Raw genomic sequence first — 20908 nt, forward strand, 5'->3', positions numbered from 1 at the left:
CGGCTCAGCCGGCGGCGGGCGGCCGGGCGGCGATGCGCGGCGCGGTGTAGAGGTGCTCGCCGACGCGCTTGACCAGGCGGGCCATCTCGTAGGCGACCAGGCCGATGTCCGCGGTCGCGTCGGTGAGCAGCGCCAGGCAGGAGCCGTCGCCCGCGGCGGCCACGAAGAGGAAGGCGTCGTCCATCTCGACCATGGTCTGGCGGACCCCACCGGCCCCGAAGTGCCGTCCGGCGCCTTTGGCGAGGCTGTTGAATCCGGAGGCCACGGCCGCGAGGTGCTCGGCGTCCTCGCGTTTGAGGCCGGTCGAGGCGCCGACGGCGAGGCCGTCGTTGGACAGCACGACGGCGTGCCGCACCTCGGTGACACGCAGCACCAGGTCGTCCAGCAGCCAGTCGAGTTCGCCGGAGCGCCGGTCTGCCCTCGTGGTCGGGTCCTGGATCATGGGCGGTCTCCTTCGGTGCTGTCACTGCCGTCTTCGGTTCGCGGGGCGGCTCCGCGGCCGGGTTGTCTGCCTCCGCCGCGCGCCCAGCCGTCGCGGTAGGCGGTCATGCGGGCGCGGACGAGTTCGGGAGTGCGCTCGTCACCGCCGCGGGCGGGCGTGGGCTCCTCGGTGCGGGGATCGCGCAGTTGGGGGGCGAGGCTCGCCTGTCGCACCCGACGTGGGAGCTCCTCGTCGGAGGGATCGGAGTCGTGCGACGGGCGGTGCGGCCTCAAGGTGGTGACTCCGGGGGGCGGTGGTTCGGGCGCGGGGCGCGGGGCGGCGGGGGCGGTGACGGCGAGGACGGGCCGGCCGACGGGGGCGGGCTCCGGGAGGGCGGCACCGGGCACGCGCGCGTACGCGCGTTCCGCTGTCTGTCCGGTGTCGGCCGCCGGACGGCTGGAACGTTCCGCCGGACCGCCGTGCAGCAGGACCTTCGGCAGCAGCACCACCGCGGTGGTGCCGCCGTACGGGGACGTGCGCAGATGGACCTTGATGCCGTGGCGGGCCGCGAGCCTGCTGACCACGAACAGGCCGAGCCGGTCGCTGTCGAACAGGTCGAGGGTCTCGGACTGTTCGATGCGCCGGTTGGCCTCGGCCAGGGTGTCCTGGCCCATGCCGAGCCCGCGGTCCTCGACCTCCAGGGCGTAGCCGTTGCCGACGGGTTCTCCGGTGACGCGTACGCGCGTGTGTGGCGGCGAGAACTGGGCGGCGTTCTCCACGACCTCGGCGAGCAGATGCGTGAGGTCGGCGACGGCCGTCCCGATGACCGCCGCCTCGGGGAGCTGCCGTACCTCCACGCGCGCGTAGTCCTCGACTTCGGACACGGCGGCCCGTACGACGTCGGTGAGGGACACGGGCATCCGCCAGGCCCGGCCCGGGGCGGCCCCGGAGAGGATGATCAGGCTCTCCGCGTGGCGGCGCATACGGGTGGTGAGGTGGTCGAGGCGGAAGAGGTCGCTCAGTTCGCTGGGATCGTCGGAGCGGCGCTCCATGCTGTCCAGCAGGCTCAGCTGGCGGTGGACCAGGATCTGGCTGCGGCGGGCGAGGTTGACGAAGACCCCCGAGATGCCGCTGGCGAGTTCGGCGCGTTCCACGGCGGCGCGCAGGGCGGCGCGGTGCACGGTGCCGAGGGCCTCGGCGACCTGTCCGGTCTCGTCCTCCGCGGCCGGCCCCGGCGGCGCTTCGGCCCGGACGTCGATCTCCTCGCCGGCCCGCAGTCTGCGCATCGCCTCGGGGAGCTTGCGGCGGGCGATCTCCAGAGCACTGTTGCGCAGGCTCACCAGCTCGACGACGAGGCCGCGCCCGATGCGTACGGAGATGACGAGGGAGGCGACCACGGCGAGCAGACCGAACAGGACGGCGGCGCCGGCCGGCGTGAGCAGACCGCGTGCGAACGGATCGGCCCGGCCCGCCACCGCGCGTGCCGTGTCGGCCTGGAGGTTCCGCATGCCGTCCTGCACGCGCGCGTGCGCGGTGTTCCAGGTGGTTTCCGGGACTGCTCGGACCGCCCTGGCTCCGGACGGGCTCGCGAGGATCCGGTCCTCGGCGGCGCCCAGCGCGGCGTAGTCGTCGCCGTCGGCGAGCCGGTGCCAGGCGGTGCCCTGGGCACTGGGCAGATCGGCGACGGCCGCGTCGGTGAGGACCCGGCGGGTGTCGACGGCACCGGTGAACAGCCGCAGTCGCCTGCCGTCGAGACCACCGGCCAGCCGGGCACCGCCGAGGACCGCGTCCTCCTGGGCCAGCGCCTCGCCCGAGCGGGAGAATTCGAGCAGTACGCGCGCGTCGGAGCCCATGTCGTCGGCCTGGATGCCGGTGAGGGCGCCGTCCACGGCGAAGGCCGAGGCGATGGCCTGTGTGTACTGCCCGTAGGCCGCGTCCCAGCCGGCACCGCGGTTCTGCACCGCCCGCCGCAGAGTGCGCAGTTGTTCGGCGCCGGTGACGAAGGCCTTGAGGCGTTCGGCGACGCCGGAGGGCAGTTCCTCGCTGTCGGCGACGGTGCTGTCCTTGCCGAGCCGCAGACCGGCCACGGCCTGATCGGTACGGGTGCCGAGCCGCTGGAGGTCGGCGGTCTGTTCGGCGGCGGGATCGGTCGCGTACCGGACCGCGGCGGCCCGCTCGGCCTGGAGTGCGGCGACGGCGGCGGCGACCGGGGTGCGCAGCGCGGCGTCGACGCGCTGGGACTGGCGCAGCCGGGAGACGTCCTGTGCCGTGGTGACCGTGGCGTACGCCCACAGGGCGAGCAGGGACATCACCGGCACCATCAACAGGCAGACGACCTTGGCCCGCACGGTCCGTGGGCGGATCCGCCAGCCTCCCGGGCGCGTGGGCGCCTGGTCCGCGGCGGTGCCGTCGAGGTCGTCGGCCGGTTCGTCGGCCGGTGGTCCGGCGTGTGCGCGGCGGCCGCGCGGCGGCCGCGGTGACGGTGTCTCCGGGCCTGCTGTGGGGGTCCTACGGGGTGTGCGCATGGCCTCCTCGCTCGGGAGAGGGTGGGGCGGGTGCCGGGTCAGCGTGCGGCGCCCGCGACGGGCCGCTGGGCCGAGGCGGACGCCTCGCGCTCGCCGGCCGTGGGCGAGAGCGCGACGAAGGCCGAGGTGAGGAACAGATAGGACCCGAGGCCGACGGCGAGGGGGAAGATGAACTGCATCGCCGTGGCCCCGGGCAGGTGGCTGCCGGAGGGCGTGACGTGCACGCTGACCGCGAACATCCCGGTGTAGTGCATGCTGCTCACGGCCGCTCCCATGACCAGGGAGGCGAGGGTGACCGCGACGGGCGACCTGATGTTGAGCGCGGCCCACAGGGCCGCGGTCGCCGCGACCACGGCGATGAGGACGGAGAGTGCGACGAGCATCGGGTCGTAGCGCACGGTGCCGTGCAGCCGGACGGCCGCCATGCCGAGATAGTGCATGCTGGCGACGCCCAGCCCGGTGGTGAGGCCGCCCAGCAGGAGCGCCCGGCCGCGGTCGCGGCTGTAGCCGACGGCGAAGACGCCCGCGCTGACGACGACCACGGCGACCAGCAGGCTGAGGACGGTCAGGGGCACGTCGTAGCGGATGTCGGTGCCGCTGACGCTGAAGCCGAGCATCGCCACGAAGTGCATGGTCCAGATGCCGGTGCCGAGTGCGGAGGCCGCGGTGAGCAGCCAGTTACGGCGTGAGCGGCCGGTGCTGCCGAGCGCGCGGACCGTGCAGCGCAGCCCCAGTGCGGCGCCCAGGCAGGCCATGACGTACGACAGCACGGGGGTCAGCCAGCCGAAGGTGGCGTGGTCCAGATGTCCCATGGCTCAGGGACGCTAGGGGGCACGAGCGCACAAAGGGGGCGCATTTCGAAAGCTGCTGCCATATGACTCAGAGATGCACCGGAACGATCGCGTCCCGCTCGAACGTGCGCACAGGGTCGTCCTCCGTGACGGTGAGGGATCATGCGGACCATGAGCGATGACCACACACATGTCCGGGAGTTCTTCGGCGCCCGGGCGGCCGACTGGGACACCAGGTTCCCCGACGACGGTCCCGCGTACGCGGCCGCCGTCGCCGATCTGGGGCTGCGCGCGGGCGACCGGGTGCTCGACGCGGGGTGCGGCACCGGGCGCGCCCTGCCGCCGCTGCGCAGGGCGGTGGGCCCCGCCGGCGCGGTCCTCGGGATGGACCTCACCCCGGCGATGCTCCAGGCCGCCAGGCGGGCCGGCCGGGACCGCGACGGGAGGTTGCTGCTCGCCGACGTCGCCGCGCTGCCGGTGCGCTCCGCGTCCCTGGACGCCGTGTTCGCCGCGGGCCTGATCGCCCATCTGCCCCGTCCGGCGGAGAACCTGCGGGAGTTGGCGCGCGTGGTCCGTCCCGGCGGCGCCCTCGCCCTGTTCCACCCCATCGGACGGTCCGCCCTGGCGGCGCGCCAGGGACGGCAGATCACGCCGGACGACCTGCGCGCGGAGGGCAACCTGGGCCCGCTGCTGGCCGGTTCGGGCTGGCGCATGACGTCGTACGTGGACGAGGACGCCCGGTTCCTGGCCCTGGCGGTCCGGGGCCGTTAGCCGGCGACCGCCACGGCGAAGGCGTCGGGACGGTCGAACATGGCGTTGTGCCCGGCGCCCGGCACCGTCACCACCCGCACTCCCGGCGCCTCCGGGGCTCCCGCCCGGCGAGTTCGCCGCCGAGTTCGCCGCCGAGTTGGCGCTGAGGACGGTTCACGGTGCTCGCCTTCCTCCGGCACCTGGAGGAGCCCGCGAGCTTCTTGTACGACGGCGACCAGCGCTGCGCGCCGAGGAGGTGGACGACCCGGTCCGCCGCGCCACCCCCGCCGCACTCGAGGCCGAGGCCGCCCAGGCGGTGCCCTCTTCTGTTGCCGGAACTTCAACCCTAGGTTCGACAGAGGAAGGCAGGCGTTCGGAAGCGACAGGGGAAAGGGGCCCGGGTGTTCGACCGGATCCGCACGTACGCAGGCAGGTTTCGAGGCACCGAGAGCACGCAGGTGCGGGAGTCGGGTGTGAGCCGTGAGCGGCGGGCACACAACTTGTTCGAGGCGGCGGCCGTCTATGTCGCGGCCCGCGGGGAGGACGACCAGGACCGGATCGAGGAGGCGGCGGGGTGGGTGTCGCCGGAGGCGCTGTCGTTCGGGGTGAGCGAGCTGGCATGCCGGGCCGTGCTCACCCTGGCCCGGGAGCGCGACGAGTCGCCGGCGAGGGTGGCGCGCGACCTCCTCGGACTGCCCATGGTGTGACCCTCGGGTAACGCCGAGATCTCCGTTCTTGCCGCCGCCGAAGCCGTTTCGTCCCCGTCCTGGTGGAAAACAGCAGCTCCGGGTGTGGTGGCCGGTCGTGACAACGGCCTTCCCGTCGCACTAGGGTGCGCGCCGTTGGACGAACCACTGGGGAGGCAGGGATGGCCGGGACCGACGAGGAGGCCGTCGCCGCGGACGAGGCACTGTATGTGCTCACGGCGGTGCTGCTGACGCCGGCGCAGTTTCCGAGCGTGCTGGGCGACGACTATCCGGAGGCCTGCGCGGCGCTGGAGCTGATGCCGCTCGCCGACGGCTACGGCCTGGTGCTCGGCCAGGACGGCGCGGGGGCCCGCTGGACGGTCGTCATCGACGACGTCTCGCTGGTCGCCGTGGCTATCGCGTCCTGGGACTGCGGCATGGAGTACGACCTGTCGCCGAGCGAACGCACGGTGGTCGCCGCCCTGCCCGGCTGGCCGCTGGCGGTCGCCGTGTCGGCCCCGAACGTGCCCGCGCCGCACGACCCCGGTCCGGAGATGGCGGACCGGGCCGCGCTGTCCCCGCCGGACACCAGCACCTGGGGCCCGGCGCAGCGGCGGCTGGGGGCGGACGAGATCGCCCTCCAGTGGGCGATCTGGCGGGAACAGATCGGCGACGACCACTTCCCGGCACCGGCGGCCGAGGCCCCGGAACCGTCCGAGGAGGCCGCTGCGGACGCCGGGACGGCCTCGAAGGGCCACCTCGGGATCCGGCGTGTCCTGGCCGAGGCGCGGGCCTACGTGGACACGCCCCCGCCGTTGGGCCGGGTCCGCTCCTCCTTCGCGCCCGGTGACGCCCGTACGCTGCGCGCGGACGGGCCCGGCTGGTCGCTGGTGGCCCGCACCGACGACATCGCCTTCGTGCTCCTGGACGAGGAACCCGGCGAGGTCCTGCCGGTCGGCCGGGGCCCCGAGCTCCCCGGCCTCCTGGAAGCCCTCGACAAGATGGCCGTACGGCCCCTGTGAGCTCTCCGGGGGCCGTGGCCCGCCGCCGGGCGGCGGGTCACGCGGCCCCCGGCAGGCGGCTCAGCGGCCGATCTCCTTGCGCGTGACCCGGCGCAGCCTGCGCCGCTGTGCGGGATCGAGGGTGAGGTACGCGGCCACCGGGACGCCCACCACGATCAGGAACGTCACCCACCAGGGCAGCCATATCAGCAGGATGAGACCGACCGCCACACCCCCTGCGGCGATCTTCGCGTTCTTCGACATCAGCGTCGCCTCCTTCGCGGCCCTTGCCGCTCTCTGATCTGAAAACGGACCCACGCCTCCGGCGGTTCCGGACCGCGACCCTGAGACATCCCTGACGAGCGACCCCTACCGGCCCCTGAGTACCGACGGGCGCGGATGGGCGCGGACGGGTACCGAGTCGAACAGCTTGTGAAACTGCCCCGCTCTCAGCGTAACCACTCCCGGTCGGTCGCCGCGTCGGACGTCCAGGGGCGACCGGGCCCCGCGGACACGACGGCTCTCGCCGTCTCGGCCGATCCGCCGAGCCGTGGCCGCCCTCCGTTCACCGACCGGACAGGCGTTGTTCCTCATGAGGCCCAACTCTGGCCGCTGCCAACGAATTTGCCACCAGGAGGTCCGATGTCCCCGCACGCCACCGGCAGCCGCCGCCGCGTCCACCGTTCCGTCGCGACGGGTCTGCCCCTGGCGCTGGCCGCCGCCCTCCTCGCGGCGGGCACGGCCGAGGCCTCGTCGCCCGGCGCGGCGCAGGTCACCCGTACCGCCACCCTCGGCGACATCCCGCTCGGCGCCTTCAGCAACGCGCTGCTCCCGGGCAGTGTGGACAACGACCGGGGGGTGGACCTCGGCGGTATCGGCAGCGACATCTACCCGGCCGGCCGCAAGGGCGAGTACTGGACGGTCACCGACCGCGGCCCCAACGGCCAGATCAAGGTGGACGGCAAGAAGCGCCGTACCTTCCCGGTGCCCGGTTTCGACCCGGCGATCGTGAAGATCCGCGTCTGCGGCGACGCCATCGAGGTGATCGACGCGATCCCGGTCACCACGTCCTCCGGCAAGGCCGTCACCGGACTGTCCGACCAGGCGGGCCGGGACGAGGCGCCGTACTCCTACGACGCGAAGACGGCGCTGTCGTACAACCCGAACGGTCTGGACACCGAGGGCATCGTGCGCGCGGCGGACGGCACCTTCTGGCTCGTCGACGAGTACGGCCCGTCGCTGGTGCACGTCTCCACGCGCGGGAAGGTGCTCGCCCGTTACGTGCCCAAGGGGCTGCACCTCACCGGTGCCGACTACCCGGTGGTCGAGGCGCTGCCGTCCGTCTTCCTGCACAGGAAGGTCAACCGTGGCTTCGAGGGACTGGCCCTGCTGCCCGGCGGGGACCTCGTGATGGCGCTCCAGAGCCCGCTCTCCCTGCCCGACGGAGACGCCGGGGACGCCTCGCGCACGACCCGACTGCTGCGCTTCTCGCCCCGGAAGAAGTCGGTCACGGCCGAATACGCCTACCGCTTCGACCCGGTGAACGTGGTGGACCCGAGCGAGGACGACACCTCCGAGCTGAAGATCTCGTCGATCGTGGCGGTCGGCGGCGACCGGCTGCTGGTCGAGGAGCGCACCGACAACGCGGCACGGCTGGAGCTGGTGAAGCTGGACCGCAGGTCGGACATTCTCGGCGGTGTCTACGACGACGACACCACGTCCCCGTCGCTGGAGCAGCTGGACGACCCGGTCACGGCCGGCGTCCCGGTGCTCGGCAAGCGTCTTGTGGTGGACCTGAACACGGTGACCGGGGTACCGCTGAAGATCGAGGGCATCGCGCGCGTGGACCACGACACGCTCGCCCTGATCAACGACAACGACTTCGGCATGACCGACGGCGCGGGCGCGTTCGACGCCCAGGGCCGCCTCGTCGACAGCGGCATCGAGACGACCCTGGTGTACGTGCGGCTGCCCAAGGGGTTGTGAGCGAAGGGCTGTGGTTATCCCAGCAGTGAGGGCAGCAGGGAGTCCAGGCCGCTCGGCAGCTCGCTGGGCAGCTCGCTCGGCAGCTCCGAGGGCCACTGCGACGGGAGTTCGCTCGGCAGGCCCGACGGCAGAGCGCTCGGCAGCTCCGTCGGCAGGCTGAACGAGGGGCGGCCGGAGCCGGACGGGCTCGGGCTGCTCGCGGACGGCTTCTCGTCGGTCGAGCCGTCGCCGCCGGACGCCATCAGAACGACGGCTACAACGGCCACCGCCGCCAGCAGGACCAGGAGGGCGAACAACGGGCCCCGGCGCCCACGGGGCGGCTCCGGTGAGCGCGGTGGCATCCAGCCGACCGCGGTGGGCGACTCCTGCCCGCCGGGCGGGGCTCCGAATCCGGCACCCGCGGGCGGTCCGAAACCCCCGTGAGGAGGCGGGTCGTAGCCTCCGCCGGGCGGCGGAGCGCCATCCGGCGGGCCGGGCGGTCGTGGCGGTACGGGCGGCATGGCCATACCGCCAAGAGTCACCGCGTTCCGGTCATCGCGCGAGCCCCACTCGGGAGTTGGCACGGACTCATGCCATGGACCGCATGATTCCGGAGCATTTCCGGCGCGAAACGGTCATGCGGGCACAGGTGACGGCACACGCGCGTGCGGGCGTCCGCTTGGGAAGCGGCCCTCACGCGCGCGTGCGTGTTCCACCCGGTCAGCCCCGGGCGCCCAGCAGGTGGTCCATCGCCAGCTGGTCGAGCTGCTCGAAGGCCATCCCGCGCGCGGCGGTCGCGTCCACGTCGAACTCCTCGAAGGCCGTGCGGTCGGCGAGGAGCGCCTGGAGGCCGTCCGCGGCGGTCGACTGGGCCAGCTGGTCCAGGCGGGAGGCGCGAAGGGCCTCCTGGACCTCCGGGTCCGCGCGGAAGGCGGCAGCGCGGTCCTTGAGGATCAGGTAGTTGCGCATGCAGCCGGCGGCCGACGCCCACACGCCGTCGAGGTCCTCGGTCCGCGGCGGCTTGAAGTCGAAGTGCTTCGGCCCCGCGTAACCGGCGCTCTCCAGGAGGTCGACCAGCCAGAAGGCGGCGCGCAGGTCACCGGCACCGAAGCGCAGGTCCTGGTCGTACTTGATGCCGGACTGACCGTTGAGGTCGATGTGGAAGAGCTTGCCCGCCCACAGGGCCTGGGCGATGCCGTGCGGGAAGTTCAGGCCGGCCATCTGCTCGTGGCCCACCTCGGGGTTGACGCCGTAGAGCTCGGGACGCTCCAGGCGCTCGATGAACGCGAGGGCGTGGCCGACGGTGGGCAGCAGGATGTCGCCGCGCGGCTCGTTCGGCTTGGGCTCGATGGCGAAGCGCAGGTCGTAGCCCTGGGAGACGACGTACTCGCCGAGGAGGTCGAAGGCCTCCTTCATGCGGTCGAGGGCGACCCGCACGTCCTTGGCGGCGCCGGACTCGGCGCCCTCGCGGCCGCCCCAGGCGACGTACGTCTCGGCGCCCAGCTCGGCGGCCAGGTCGATGTTGCGGATGGTCTTGCGCAGCGCGTAGCGACGCACCTCACGGTCGTTCGCGGTGAACGCGCCGTCCTTGAAGACCGGGTGGGTGAAGAGGTTGGTGGTGGCCATCGGCACCTTCATGCCGGTCGCGTCGAGGGCCTGGCGGAAGCGCTTGATGTGCGATTCGCGCTCGGTGTCCGAGGACCCGAAGGGGATCAGGTCGTCGTCGTGGAACGTCACACCGTGGGCGCCCAGTTCGGACAGGCGCTGGACCGTCTCGACGGGGTCGAGGGCGCGGCGGGTGGCGTCGCCGAACGGGTCCCTTCCCTGCCAGCCGACGGTCCACAGGCCGAAGGTGAACCTGTCCTCGGGGGTGGGCTGGAAGCTCATGCCGCGGCTCCTTGCTCGGGGGCTGTGCTTGATGTCTGCGCTGGACGACTGTCGTGCCGACTATTTCGTCATCGCGGTTTACAAATTAGTATGCCGACGCGTCCCTGGGAAGGGTCACCATGTCCCCGAAGGGCGAAACCCGGGTCGCGACACTCCGACGGGCCGGGAAAAGTGCAGGTCAGTGGCGCGCGAGCCGCGGAAAAAGGGAGAGCCGATGTCAGCAGCCGAGGGTCCGCTCGTCGTCGGCGTGGACACGTCCACGCAGTCCACGAAGGCGCTGGTCGTCGACGCCGCCACCGGCGAGGTGGTGGCGAGCGGCCAGGCGCCGCACACGGTGACCACCGGGGTGGGCCGGGAGAGTGATCCGCGTCAGTGGTGGGACGCGCTGTGCGAGGCGCTTCGCCAGTGCGGGGACGCCGCGCACGAGGCGGCGGCCGTGTCGATCGGCGGCCAGCAGCACGGTCTGGTCACGCTGGACGGGCGGGGCGAGCCGGTGCGGCCCGCGCTGCTGTGGAACGACGTCCGTTCGGCGCCCCAGGCACAGCGGCTGATCGAGGAGCTGGGCGGCCCGAAGGCCTGGGCGGAGCGCACCGGGAGCGTGCCGGGCGCGTCGTTCACGGTCACCAAGTGGGCCTGGCTGGCGGAGCACGAGCCGGAGGCGGTCCGTGCGACCAGGGCCGTACGGCTCCCCCACGACTACCTCACCGAGCGCCTGACCGGGCAGGGCACCACCGACCGCGGCGACGCCTCCGGCACCGGCTGGTGGGCGTCGGCGACCGAGGCGTACGACGCGGAGACCCTCGCGCACGTGGGCCTGGACCCGGCGTTCCTGCCCCGGGTGGTCCGTCCCGGCGAGATCGCCGGCACCGTGCGCGACAGTCACGACCTGCCGTTCTCCAAGGGCACCCTGGTGGCGCCCGGCACCGGTGACAACGCGGCGGCCGCGCTGGGGCTCGGGCTGCGCCCGGGGACCCCGGTGCTGAGCCTCGGCACCTCGGGCACGGTGTACGCCGTCTCCAGGCACCGGCCCGCCGACCCGACCGGCACGGTGGCGGGCTTCGCCGACGCGCACGGCGACTGGCTGCCGCTGGCCTGCACCCTCAACTGCACCCTCGCGGTCGACCGGGTCGCGGCGCTGCTCGGCCTGGCCCGCGAGGCTGTCGAGCCCGGCACCTCGGTGACCCTGCTGCCGTACCTGGACGGCGAGCGCACCCCGAACCTGCCGCACGCCTCCGGGCTGCTGCACGGCCTGCGCCACGACACCACCGCGGGCCAACTCCTCCAGGCCGCCTACGACGGCGCCGTGCACGCCCTGCTGGGCGCCCTGGACCTGGTGCTCGACGAGGACGCCGACCGCACCACCCCGTTGCTGCTGATCGGCGGCGGCGCCCGGGGCCGGGCCTGGCAGGAGACGGTACGGCGGCTGTCGGGGCGACCGGTGCAGGTGCCCGAGGCGAAGGAACTGGTCGCCCTCGGCGCGGCCGCGCAGGCGGCCGGGCTGCTCACCGGCGAGGACCCGGCGGCGGTGGCACGGCGCTGGAACACGGCCGCGGGGCCGGTGCTGGACGCGGTGGAGCGGGACGCGGCGACGCTGGCCAGGATCTCCGGGGTACTCTCCGACGCGGCCCCGCTGCTGGAGCGGGCGCCGCAGGACCGCTGACCGGCACGGGACAGTCCAGAGGATCGAGGGAGGCATGACCGCACCGCCGCACGAGACCCGCCCGACGGCGACCGGCCGTGCCCTGCCGGACACCCAGCAGGGCATGCGGCGGCGCAACCTGGCGCGCGTGATGCACGCGGTCAGTGCGGAGGGCTCGCTGTCGCGGGCCGCGGTCGCCTCCCGTATCGGCCTCACCAGAGCGGCCGTGTCGACGCTCGTCGACGAGCTGATCCGCTGGGGGCTCCTGGAGGAACTCGGCCCCGAGCGGCCCAGCCGGGTCGGGCGGCCGGGTTCGGCGCTCGCGGTGAGCGGGCACGGCCCGGCCGGTATCGGGGCGGAGGTCGGGGTCGACCATCTCGCCGTGTGCGCGGTGGACCTGCGCGGCGCGGTACGGGCTCGTGCCGTGCGGCACGGCGCGAACCGGGGCCGGAACCCGGGCCCGGTGGTGGAGGAGCTGACCGGGCTGGTCCGGCGGGTCGTGGCGGACGCGGAACGGGAGGGCCTGTGGCCGGCCGGTCTCGCGGTCGCCGTCCCCGGTCTGGTGGCCCGCGACGGGCACACCGTCGTGCACGCCCCGAACCTCGACTGGCACGGCACCGACCTGGGCGCGCTGCTGCCCACCGGTCTTCCGCTGACGGTGGACAACGAGGCCAACTTCGGCGCCCTGGCGGAGCTGTGGCTCGGGGATGCCACGCCGCGTGACTTCCTGCACGTGTCCGCGGAGATCGGCATCGGTGCCGCCGTCGTCGTGGACGGACAACTGCTGCGCGGCAAACGCGGTTTCGCGGGCGAACTCGGCCATGTGCCGGTCCGTCCCGACGGGCCGCGCTGCGCCTGCGGCGGACGCGGGTGTCTGGAGCAGTACGCCGGCGAGGAGGCGGTGCTGCGCGCGGCCGGCCTCGAATCCCGGGAGGACGCGGTGGGCCTGCTCGCGCGGCAGGCGGGCGCGGACCACGAAGGCGTACGACGCGCTCTGCACGACGCCGGCACGGCCCTGGGCATCGCCCTGACCGGCGCCGTCAACCTCCTCGACCCCGAGTCCGTGGTCCTGGGCGGCGCCCTGGCCGGCCTCGCCCCCTGGCTCCTCCCGGCCCTGGAAGCCGAACTGGCCGACCGTACGACAGGTCCCGCCTGCCCGGTCGCCGTCTCCCGCCTGGGCCACGAGGGTCCCCTGCTGGGCGCGGCCCACTCGGTGGTCCGGGCCGTCCTGGACGATCCGGCGACGGTGGCGGAGCGGCTCTGACCGAGGCACGGCCGCCTCACGCCTCCCCTTTCACTCGTCCGAGTGAGGGAGTTGTCCACAGTCCCCGCCCCGTCCACGGAACCATCGGGCGCTCTTCTGCCCAACCCGCGAGCGCCGTACCGTGATTCACGCGAGGCATCCGCCGGAACGAGGGAATCACGCACATCGGGGGGACGTATGTCTGCAGAGGCGGCCGTGGGGCTGCGGCGGGATGCGGTGGGGTTACGGGAGGTGCTGTTCCAGAGCGTCACGGCGATGGCGCCTGCCGCCGCGGTCGCCGCGTCCATTCCCTCGGGGGCGGCGTTCGCCGGCGGCAGTCTGCCGCTGGCCGTGCTGATCGCTCTGGTGGCCTGCCTGTTCACCGCGTCCTGCGTGGCCGAGCTGGCCCGGGAGCTGCCCGCCGCGGGCTCGGTGGCCACGTACGCGGCGCAGGGGCTGCATCCGGCCGTGGGGTTCCTGGTCGGCTGGGGTTATGTGTTCGTGGAGGCGCTGGTTCCGCCGTTGCTGCTGCTCCAGCTCGGGTTCACCGTGGCGGGGACCCTGCACGACGAGTGGGCCTCCTGTCCGGCCGACCTGTGGTGGCCCTGGGCGCTGGCCGGCGCGGCCGTCATCGCCGTCGCCGGGTATCTGGGGGTGCGCGCCTCGGCCCGGTTCGGGACGGTCCTCGGCGTGTTCGAGATCGCGGTGTTCCTCGTCTTCGCCGGGTGGCTGGTCATCAGGGCCGGCGGTCACAACACCCTCTCCGTGTTCGGCACCTCGCACACGGCGCATGGTTACGGAGGGGTCAGCGGGGTCTTCGCCGGTTCCGTCTACACCGTGCTGGCGTTCGCCGGCTTCGAGGCGGCCGCGCCGCTCGCCGAGGAGACCCGCGACCCGCGCCGCACGATGCACCGCGCGGTCCTCGGCGCGGCCCTGGGGATCGGCCTGTTCTACGTGCTGACGACCTATGCGATGACCGTGTACTTCGGCCCCGACAGGTTCGCCTCCTTCGGGGCGGCGGGCGAGGCGTCCTGGGAGGGCGTGGCCCGTGCCTCCTTCGGACTCTTCTGGGTGCTGGTGTTCCTCGCGGTGGTGAACTCGACGATCGCCAACGCCAACGCCTGCGCCAACGTCTCCACTCGGACGGCATTCGCGCTGGCCCGCATCCGGGTCCTGCCGCGCGTCCTCGCCACCCTCCATCCCCGGTACCGCTCCCCCGTCGCCGGCATCGCGGTGCAGACGGTCGTCGCGGTCGGCGCCGTGCTGGGGTTGGGGTTCGGCTACGACCCGGTGACCGGGTTCCTGCTGCTGGCCACGGTGATCGTCACGGTCGTCATCGGCGTGTACATCGTCGTCAACCTGGCCTGCGCTGGCTACTTCCTGCGTCGCGGCCGCCCGTCCCTCAAGCCCGTACGGCACCTTCTCCTCCCCCTGCTGGGCATCGTGGCCTTCGTCCCCGCCCTGCTCACCGCCGCCGGTCTGCCCGCCTTCGACTTCGTGACGAAGCTGACCGCCCCGGTCTCGTACGCCGGTCCGGTGGTCGGCGTCTGGATGGCGGTCGGAGCGGTCGTCCTCCTGGTACTGATCCGGCGTCACCCCGAGCGCATAGCCGAGACCGCGCGGGTCCACATCGAAGAGGACACCTCAGGCACCGCCGCCCCGCAGAACGGAGCAACACCGCGATGACCGACCCCCGGATCCTCACCGTCCGTCCCGAACCGGACGAATACGCCTGGACGTTCGGCGGAGCGCCGCCGGTGGCGCGGATCGCGCCGGGCACGGTCCTCGACCTGTACACGGAGGACTGCTTCGCCGGACGGGTGCGGTCCGAGAAGGACCTGGTGTCCGAGGTGTGCGAGTTCCCGTTCCTCAACCCGCAGACCGGCCCCTTCCACATCGAGGGCGCGGAGCCGGGCGACACCGTCGCCGTGCACTTCGTGTCGATCGAACCGGCCCGGGACTGGGCGGCGTCGACGACGGTCCCCCTGTTCGGTGCCCTCACCTCGACACACACCACGGCCACCCTCCAGCCGCCGCTGCCGGAGAAGGTCTGGATCTGGGAGCTCGACCGCGCTCGGCGCACCGCCCTGTTCCGGGCGCACGAAGGCGACATCGAACTGGAGCTGCCGCTGGACCCGATGCACGGCACGGTCGGGGTGGCCCCCGCGAATCTGGAGGTGCGCTCGGCCCTGGTGCCGGACGCGCACGGCGGGAACATGGACACGCCCGAGATGCGGGCCGGTGTCACCTGCTACCTCGGGGTCAACGTCGATGGCGCGCTGCTCAGCCTCGGCGACGGGCACGCCCGCCAGGGCGAGGGCGAGACCTGCGGGGTGGCCGTGGAGTGCGCGATGAACACGGTGGTGATCGTGGAGCTGCTGAAGGGGATCGCGACGCCGTGGCCCCGGCTGGAGTCGGACACCCACATCATCTCGACCGGGTCGGCGCGTCCGCTGGAGGACGCCTTCCGGATCTCGCAGCTCGACCTGGTGCAGTGGCTGGTGCGCGACTACGGATTCGGTGAACTCGACGCGTACCAGTACGCGACCCAGACGGTGGAGTCGCCGTTGGCCAACGTGTGCGACACCAACTACACATGCGTGGCCAAGCTCCGCAAGGAGTGGCTGCCCGCGCGCGAGACTTACCGCGGACTGCATGCGCGACTGCGCGAGACGGCGACGGCCCTGCGCCGCTGACCGCCCCTCGACTCCCCCCGTGCTTCGAGCACGCTTCCGAAAGGCACCCCATCCATGGACCGGGCACGACCGCTCCCCAGCAGGCGACGGCTCCTGAAGGGCGCCGCCTTCGCCGCCGTCCCGTACGCGCTGCTCCCCGCGGGCCGGGCGGGCGCGCGGACCGGTGTCGTCGACTACGCGCCGGCCGAGTGGCAGGCGGCGAGCAGCGAGAACCGGACGGCGGCCGGGCGGCCCGGCGACTACACGATCGACCGAGTGATCATCCATGTCACGCAGCAGTCGTACGCCGGCACGCTGTCCATCTTCCAGGACCCGAAGAAGCGGGTGTCGGCGCACTACCTGGTGCGGTCGGCCGACGGGCATGTCGCGCAGTGCGTGCGGGAGTCGGACGTGGCCTGGCACGCGGGGAACTGGGACTACAACACGCGGAGCGTCGGCATCGAGCACGAGGGCTGGGTGGAGAAGCCGGAGTACTTCACCGACGCCCTGTACAAGGAGTCGGCGCGGCTGACGGCGTCCGTCTGTGACAGATACGGCATCCCGAAGGACCGGAACCATGTCATCGGCCATGTCGAGGTGCCGGGGACCGACCACACCGATCCGGGGAAGCACTGGGACTGGGTGCGCTACATGACGCTGGTCGGCCAGGCGGACTGAGACCGGTGCGGCGGTCTGCGAGGCGAGGCCGATGTACCGGCCCTTGAAGTGAGACCGGTCGAAACGGTTGTCGGCGCGGACACCCCGAGTGACGATGTCCCCAGCCGCATCGCCGTCGGGAGGCCGAGTTGACCGATCCCTGGGTGGCCCTGGAGCCGGGGGCCGACCCTGCCGAGCGCGTCCGGGTGCTGCGCCGGGCACACGAGACGTTCACCACGGCGGGCACCGTGCCGCGCCCGGTGCGGTCCGTGGTGGCCGAGTCGTGGCGGCGTTCCGCGCGGGCGGGGGTGGGGCCGGACGGCGCGGCGCGGGTGGAACTGACGGACGGTGACCTCGGGGCCTATCGGGCGGAGCATCCGCTGGCCCGGGTGATGCCGCTGTTCCGGGAGCTGATGGGCACGTTCGCGGCGGACGGCGAGCATCTGCTGGCGGTGTGCGACGCGGACGGCAGGCTGCTGTGGGTCGAGGGGCATCCGGCGACCCGGCGCCGGGCGGACCGGATGAACTTCGTGCCGGGCGCCCGCTGGTCGGAGGCCGCGGTCGGGACCAACGCGCCGGGGACGGCGGTGGCCGTGGACCGGCCGGTGCAGGTGTTCGCGGCGGAGCACTTCATCCGCCGGGTGCAGCCGTGGACGTGCGCGGCCGCGCCGGTGCACGATCCGCGCACCGGGCGGGTGCTGGGCGCTGTCGACATCACCGGCGGCGACCGGCTGGCCCATCCACACAGCCTGGGTTTCGTCCAGGCGGTCGCGCGGGCCGCCGAGTCGCAGCTGGCGCTGCTCGATCCGCCGGTGCCCGCCGACGAGGCGCCCGCGCTGACCGCGCTCGGCCGTGACGAGGCCGAACTCCGGCTGGACGGGCGCCGGATCAGGCTCGGCCGTCGGCACAGCGAGCTGCTGGTGCTGCTGTCCCGGCACCCGGAGGGGCTGACCGGAGACGAGCTGCTGTGCGCGCTGTACGAGGACGAGTCGGTGACGCCGGTGACGCTGCGGGCGGAACTGGTCCGGCTGCGCCGGCTGCTGGGCCCCGGGCTGCTCGCCTCCCGGCCGTACCGGCTGGCCGCGCCGGTCGAGTCGGACGCGGCCGTGGTGGAGCGGCGGCTGGAGGCGGGGGCGGTGACGGCGGCCGCCGGGGCGTACACCGGGCCGCTGCTGCCGGGTTCCCAGGCGCCCGCGATCGTACGGCTCAGGCGGCGGCTGGCGGACGGGCTGCGGGCCGCGCTGATCGGGTGCCAGGATCCCGACCTGCTGGCGGAGTGGGCGCACGCGCCGTGGGGCGAGGAGGACGTCGAGGTGTGGCGGGCGCTGGCGGCGGTGCGGCCGACGGCGGTCGTACGGTCCCGGCTGGCGGCTCTGGAGGCGGAGCTCGCGGCGCCGGTCGGCTGACCTGCCGCGCAACGTGCCCGCAACGTCCGCTCCTCTAGCCTCCGCGCCGAGAGCTGCCCAACGGCGGGCAGCGCATCTGCAAGGAGGCAGGCCACCATGACCCGTTTCGCGGCGCCCGGCAGCGAGGGCGCGATCGTCTCCTACCAGGCGCGCTACGACCACTTCATCGGCGGCGAGTGGGTGCCGCCGGTCCGGGGGCAGTACTTCGAGAACCCGTCGCCGGTGAACGGGCAGCCGTTCACCGAGGTGGCGCGGGGTACCGCCGAGGACGTGGAGCGGGCACTGGACGCGGCGCACGCGGCGGCGCCGGGCTGGGGCCGTACCTCGGTGACGGAGCGCTCCGACATCCTCCTCAAGATCGCCGACCGGATGGAGGCCCACCTCGAACCGCTCGCGGTCGCCGAGAGCTGGGAGAACGGCAAGCCGGTGCGCGAGACGCTGGCCGCCGACATCCCCCTGGCGATCGACCACTTCCGGTACTTCGCGGGGGCGATCCGCGCACAGGAGGGTTCGCTGGGCGAGGTCGACGACGACACCGTGGCGTACCACTTCCATGAGCCGCTGGGCGTCGTCGCGCAGATCATCCCGTGGAACTTCCCCATCCTGATGGCGACCTGGAAGCTCGCGCCGGCCCTCGCCGCCGGGAACGCGGTCGTCATCAAGCCGGCCGAGCAGACCCCGGCCTCCATCCACTACTGGATGAGCCTGATCGCGGACCTGCTGCCGCCGGGCGTCGTGAACATCGTCAACGGGTTCGGCGTGGAGGCCGGCAAGCCGCTGGCGTCCAGCCCCAGGGTGGCCAAGGTCGCCTTCACCGGTGAGACCACCACGGGGCGGCTGATCATGCAGTACGCCTCGGAGAACATCAAACCGGTCACCCTCGAACTGGGCGGCAAGTCCCCGAACATCTTCTTCGACGACGTCTGGGCGCACGACGACGACTTCCGCGACAAGGCCCTCGAAGGCTTCACGATGTTCGCGCTCAACCAGGGCGAGGTCTGCACCTGCCCGTCCCGGGCCCTCGTCCAGCGCGGCCACTACGCCGAGTTCATGGAGGCGGCGGTCGCCCGCACCCGCCTGATCAAGCCGGGGCACCCGCTGGACACCGACACGATGATCGGCGCCCAGGCCTCCAACGACCAGCTGGAGAAGATCCTCTCCTACCTGGACATCGGCCGGCAGGAAGGCGCGAGGATCCTCACCGGCGGCGAACGCATCGACTACGACGGCGAGTTGAAGGGCGGCTACTACGTCCAGCCGACCATCTTCGAGGGCGACAACCGGATGCGGATCTTCCAGGAGGAGATCTTCGGCCCGGTCGTCTCGGTGACGTCCTTCGACGACTTCGACGACGCGATCAAGATGGCCAACGACACCCTGTACGGCCTCGGCGCGGGCGTATGGACCCGTGACATCAACACCGCGTACCGCGCGGGCCGTTCGATCCAGGCGGGCCGGGTGTGGACGAACTGCTACCACGCGTACCCGGCGCACGCGGCGTTCGGCGGCTACAAGCAGTCGGGCATCGGCCGCGAGACACACAAGATGATGCTGGAGCACTACCAGCAGACGAAGAATCTACTCGTGTCGTACTCACCGAAGAAGCTCGGCTTCTTCTAGAGACACGGAAAAGGGCGCCTGACCAGGGCTTTCACCCGTCAGGCGCCCTTCGCTCAACCTGCCCTCGACCGAGCCCGGCTTGCACGCCAACTCCCAATTCCTCCCACCACTGCACCCTTCCTGACCAGTACTTCCGGACCAGTCACGGACCAAACCCCCGGTTCAGCCCTCGGGTACGTCACCTTGACTGACGCGCTGCCACTCATTCATGGACTGCTCAATGGGGTCTGCAGCAGGATCGGGTCACGCCAACTGAACTCGCGGGTCTCGTACATGTGCCCCCGTTCGACCAGGCCGGCACGGTACTCGGCGCCGTGGTCGGCCTCCGCGACCACGACCGGCGACGCGAGCTGCCAGGGGGAACGCCGCCACACCGGTCATCGCCGCCGCGCGCGACTGCCCCGGAACGCGTCCCCGGCTACGTGGTCATCGGCCACGGAGCCGGGGCACGGTCCCGTCGAGATCACTCAAGGGAGCGGCGCCGGCCCTATGTCAGGGCGAGGCCGTAGGCCCCGACCGTGAGCCAGGCGTCGATGGCTCCCTCCGGGGTGATGAGCAGGTAGTCCGACCGACTGTCGCCGCTCACGTCGGCGAACGCGACGATGTCGCCGAGGCCCGCACTGCCGATACCGGTGGCGATCTCGCCTTGGGCCGACCACTGCGGCGTACCGGTGTTGAGCCAGGCTTCAACTGCCCCTTCGTCATCGCGGTAGAGGTAGTCCGCGCGCCCGTCGGCGTTGAGGTCGGTCAGTACCACGCCGCGTGAGGTCCGCCCGATGCCAGGGGCAACCTGTCCGAGGGGGGTCCAGGTCGTCGTACCGCTGTTCAGCCACACGTCGGCCGACCCGTTGTCGTTGAGCACCCAATAATCAGCCCTGCCATCACCGTTGTAGTCAGCGAAACGCACATTTACGCCAGGCTGGCCGACACCCGACGCCATCTGCCCGAGGGGGGTCCAGGTGGTCGTACCGGTGTTCAACCACACGTCGACCGACCCGTTGTCGTTGAGCACCCAATAATCAGCCCTGCCATCACCGTTGTAGTCAGCGAAACGGACCTTGCTTGCCGACTGGCCGACACCCGACGCCACCTGCCCGAGCGAGGTCCAGGTCGTCGTACCGGTGTTCAACCACACATCGACCGACCCGTTGTCGTTAAGCACCCAATAATCAGCCCTGCCATCACCGTTGTAGTCAGCGAGGCGAACGTTGGCGCCAGGCTGGCCGACGCCGGACGCGATCTGTCCCTGGGCCAGCCAGCCGGGTCCGCTGGTATCACCTCCGCCCACGTTGAGCCAGGCGTCGACCGCACCGTTCTGGTTCAGGACGAAATAGTCGGCCCGGCCGTCGCCGTTGTCGTCGGCCAGCTGGATCTGGCTTCCTGGCTGTCCCACTCCCGCCGCGTGGAGCCCCAGTGGTGTCCAGTCGGTCGTCCCGGTATTGAGCCACACGTAGAGGCTGCCTGACTTGGTCAGCACTACGTAGTCAGCCTTGTCGTCACAGTTCATGTCAGCGAATCGGATGTTGCCGGCCGGCTGCCCTACTCCGGACGCCATCTGCCCGAGCGGGGTCCAGGTGGTCGTACCGGTGTTCAACCACACATCGACCGACCCGTTGTCATTAAGCACCCAATAATCAGCCCT

18 protein-coding genes and 1 pseudogene are annotated in these 20908 nt (G+C 72.4%); 11 read left to right on the plus strand and 8 right to left on the minus strand.

Translation table 11 applies throughout. The annotated features are described in order from the left end of the window. Window positions 1-4: 4 nt before the first annotated feature. From IEZ11_RS45440 to IEZ11_RS45450, 3 genes are read right to left on the minus strand one after another with little or no spacing between them, the layout of a single operon-like run. Complete coding sequence (locus tag IEZ11_RS45440) at window positions 5-442, minus strand: roadblock/LC7 domain-containing protein (RefSeq protein WP_189268946.1); 438 nt, start codon at window positions 440-442, stop codon at window positions 5-7. Further along, complete coding sequence (locus IEZ11_RS45445) at window positions 439-2946, minus strand: sensor histidine kinase (protein WP_189268947.1); 2508 nt, start codon at window positions 2944-2946, stop codon at window positions 439-441. The genes IEZ11_RS45440 and IEZ11_RS45445 overlap by 4 nt, the downstream gene beginning before the upstream one ends. A gap of 38 nt (window positions 2947-2984) precedes the next feature. Next, window positions 2985-3758, minus strand: a complete 774-nt coding sequence (locus IEZ11_RS45450; RefSeq protein ID WP_189268948.1) for an MHYT domain-containing protein — start codon at window positions 3756-3758, stop codon at window positions 2985-2987. Window positions 3759-3908: 150 nt separating this feature from the next. Here IEZ11_RS45450 and IEZ11_RS45455 point away from each other — a divergent pair, with 150 nt between their 5' ends. Next, window positions 3909-4508 (plus strand): class I SAM-dependent methyltransferase, encoded by a 600-nt coding sequence (locus tag IEZ11_RS45455; RefSeq protein WP_189268949.1) that lies wholly within the window; start codon window positions 3909-3911, stop codon window positions 4506-4508. Here the strand turns inward: IEZ11_RS45455 and IEZ11_RS45460 are convergent. Beyond that, window positions 4505-4644 (minus strand): annotated as a pseudogene (locus IEZ11_RS45460) (alpha/beta fold hydrolase); the annotation flags it as partial. The gene IEZ11_RS45455 and the pseudogene IEZ11_RS45460 sit on opposite strands and share 4 nt — an antisense overlap. Before the next feature lie 244 nt (window positions 4645-4888). On the opposite strand from IEZ11_RS45460, the gene IEZ11_RS45465 reads away from it, so the two are divergent. Both IEZ11_RS45465 and IEZ11_RS45470 read left to right on the plus strand, forming a co-directional pair. Further along, window positions 4889-5194: a hypothetical protein gene (locus tag IEZ11_RS45465; RefSeq protein WP_189268950.1), complete on the plus strand. Its 306-nt coding sequence runs from the start codon at window positions 4889-4891 to the stop codon at window positions 5192-5194. A gap of 161 nt (window positions 5195-5355) precedes the next feature. Further along, entirely contained in the window at window positions 5356-6195 is an 840-nt protein-coding gene (locus IEZ11_RS45470) for a hypothetical protein (RefSeq protein WP_189268951.1), read from the plus strand. A gap of 60 nt (window positions 6196-6255) precedes the next feature. Here IEZ11_RS45470 and IEZ11_RS45475 read toward each other — a convergent pair whose 3' ends face one another. Next, window positions 6256-6438, minus strand: coding sequence for a tail-anchor membrane protein (locus IEZ11_RS45475; protein WP_189268952.1), 183 nt, complete (start codon window positions 6436-6438; stop codon window positions 6256-6258). A gap of 378 nt (window positions 6439-6816) precedes the next feature. Between IEZ11_RS45475 and IEZ11_RS45480 the strand changes: the two genes are divergently transcribed. After that, window positions 6817-8160 (plus strand): esterase-like activity of phytase family protein, encoded by a 1344-nt coding sequence (locus IEZ11_RS45480; protein ID WP_189268953.1) that lies wholly within the window; start codon window positions 6817-6819, stop codon window positions 8158-8160. A 14-nt stretch (window positions 8161-8174) separates the two neighbouring features. On the opposite strand, the gene IEZ11_RS45485 is transcribed toward IEZ11_RS45480, so the two are convergent. Together IEZ11_RS45485 and xylA are read right to left on the minus strand one after the other, a co-directional pair. Then, the gene (locus tag IEZ11_RS45485; RefSeq protein WP_189268954.1) at window positions 8175-8501 is read right to left on the minus strand and encodes a hypothetical protein; all 327 of its coding nucleotides are present in this window, start codon (window positions 8499-8501) and stop codon (window positions 8175-8177) included. A 358-nt stretch (window positions 8502-8859) separates the two neighbouring features. Further along, window positions 8860-10026 (minus strand): xylose isomerase, encoded by a 1167-nt coding sequence (gene xylA, locus IEZ11_RS45490; RefSeq protein WP_189268955.1) that lies wholly within the window; start codon window positions 10024-10026, stop codon window positions 8860-8862. A 214-nt stretch (window positions 10027-10240) separates the two neighbouring features. Here xylA and xylB point away from each other — a divergent pair, with 214 nt between their 5' ends. The 7 genes from xylB (at window position 10241) to adh (ending at window position 19266) form a co-directional block, all read left to right on the plus strand. Next, complete coding sequence (gene xylB / locus IEZ11_RS45495; protein WP_189268956.1) at window positions 10241-11686, plus strand: xylulokinase; 1446 nt, start codon at window positions 10241-10243, stop codon at window positions 11684-11686. Window positions 11687-11720: 34 nt separating this feature from the next. Continuing rightward, entirely contained in the window at window positions 11721-12929 is a 1209-nt protein-coding gene (locus tag IEZ11_RS45500; protein WP_189268957.1) for an ROK family transcriptional regulator, read from the plus strand. Between the two features lie 177 nt (window positions 12930-13106). Then, window positions 13107-14594 (plus strand): APC family permease, encoded by a 1488-nt coding sequence (locus IEZ11_RS45505; protein ID WP_189268958.1) that lies wholly within the window; start codon window positions 13107-13109, stop codon window positions 14592-14594. Beyond that, a complete protein-coding gene (locus IEZ11_RS45510) occupies window positions 14591-15604 on the plus strand; it encodes an acetamidase/formamidase family protein (protein WP_189268959.1) in 1014 nt (337 codons plus the stop codon). Before IEZ11_RS45505 ends, IEZ11_RS45510 begins: the two co-directional genes overlap by 4 nt. A gap of 54 nt (window positions 15605-15658) precedes the next feature. After that, window positions 15659-16261 (plus strand): N-acetylmuramoyl-L-alanine amidase, encoded by a 603-nt coding sequence (locus IEZ11_RS45515; protein WP_189268960.1) that lies wholly within the window; start codon window positions 15659-15661, stop codon window positions 16259-16261. Window positions 16262-16389: 128 nt separating this feature from the next. Then, a complete protein-coding gene (locus IEZ11_RS45520) occupies window positions 16390-17646 on the plus strand; it encodes a GAF domain-containing protein (protein WP_189268961.1) in 1257 nt (418 codons plus the stop codon). Window positions 17647-17742: 96 nt separating this feature from the next. Continuing rightward, a complete protein-coding gene (gene adh / locus IEZ11_RS45525; RefSeq protein WP_189268962.1) occupies window positions 17743-19266 on the plus strand; it encodes an aldehyde dehydrogenase in 1524 nt (507 codons plus the stop codon). Between the two features lie 487 nt (window positions 19267-19753). On the opposite strand, the gene IEZ11_RS45530 is transcribed toward adh, so the two are convergent. Further along, window positions 19754-20908 (minus strand): FG-GAP repeat domain-containing protein (locus IEZ11_RS45530; RefSeq protein WP_189268963.1); only part of this gene is annotated, 1155 nt, incomplete at its 5' end.

Source organism: Streptomyces fuscichromogenes (assembly GCF_014645815.1).
Lineage (GTDB): Bacteria > Actinomycetota > Actinomycetes > Streptomycetales > Streptomycetaceae > Streptomyces > Streptomyces fuscichromogenes.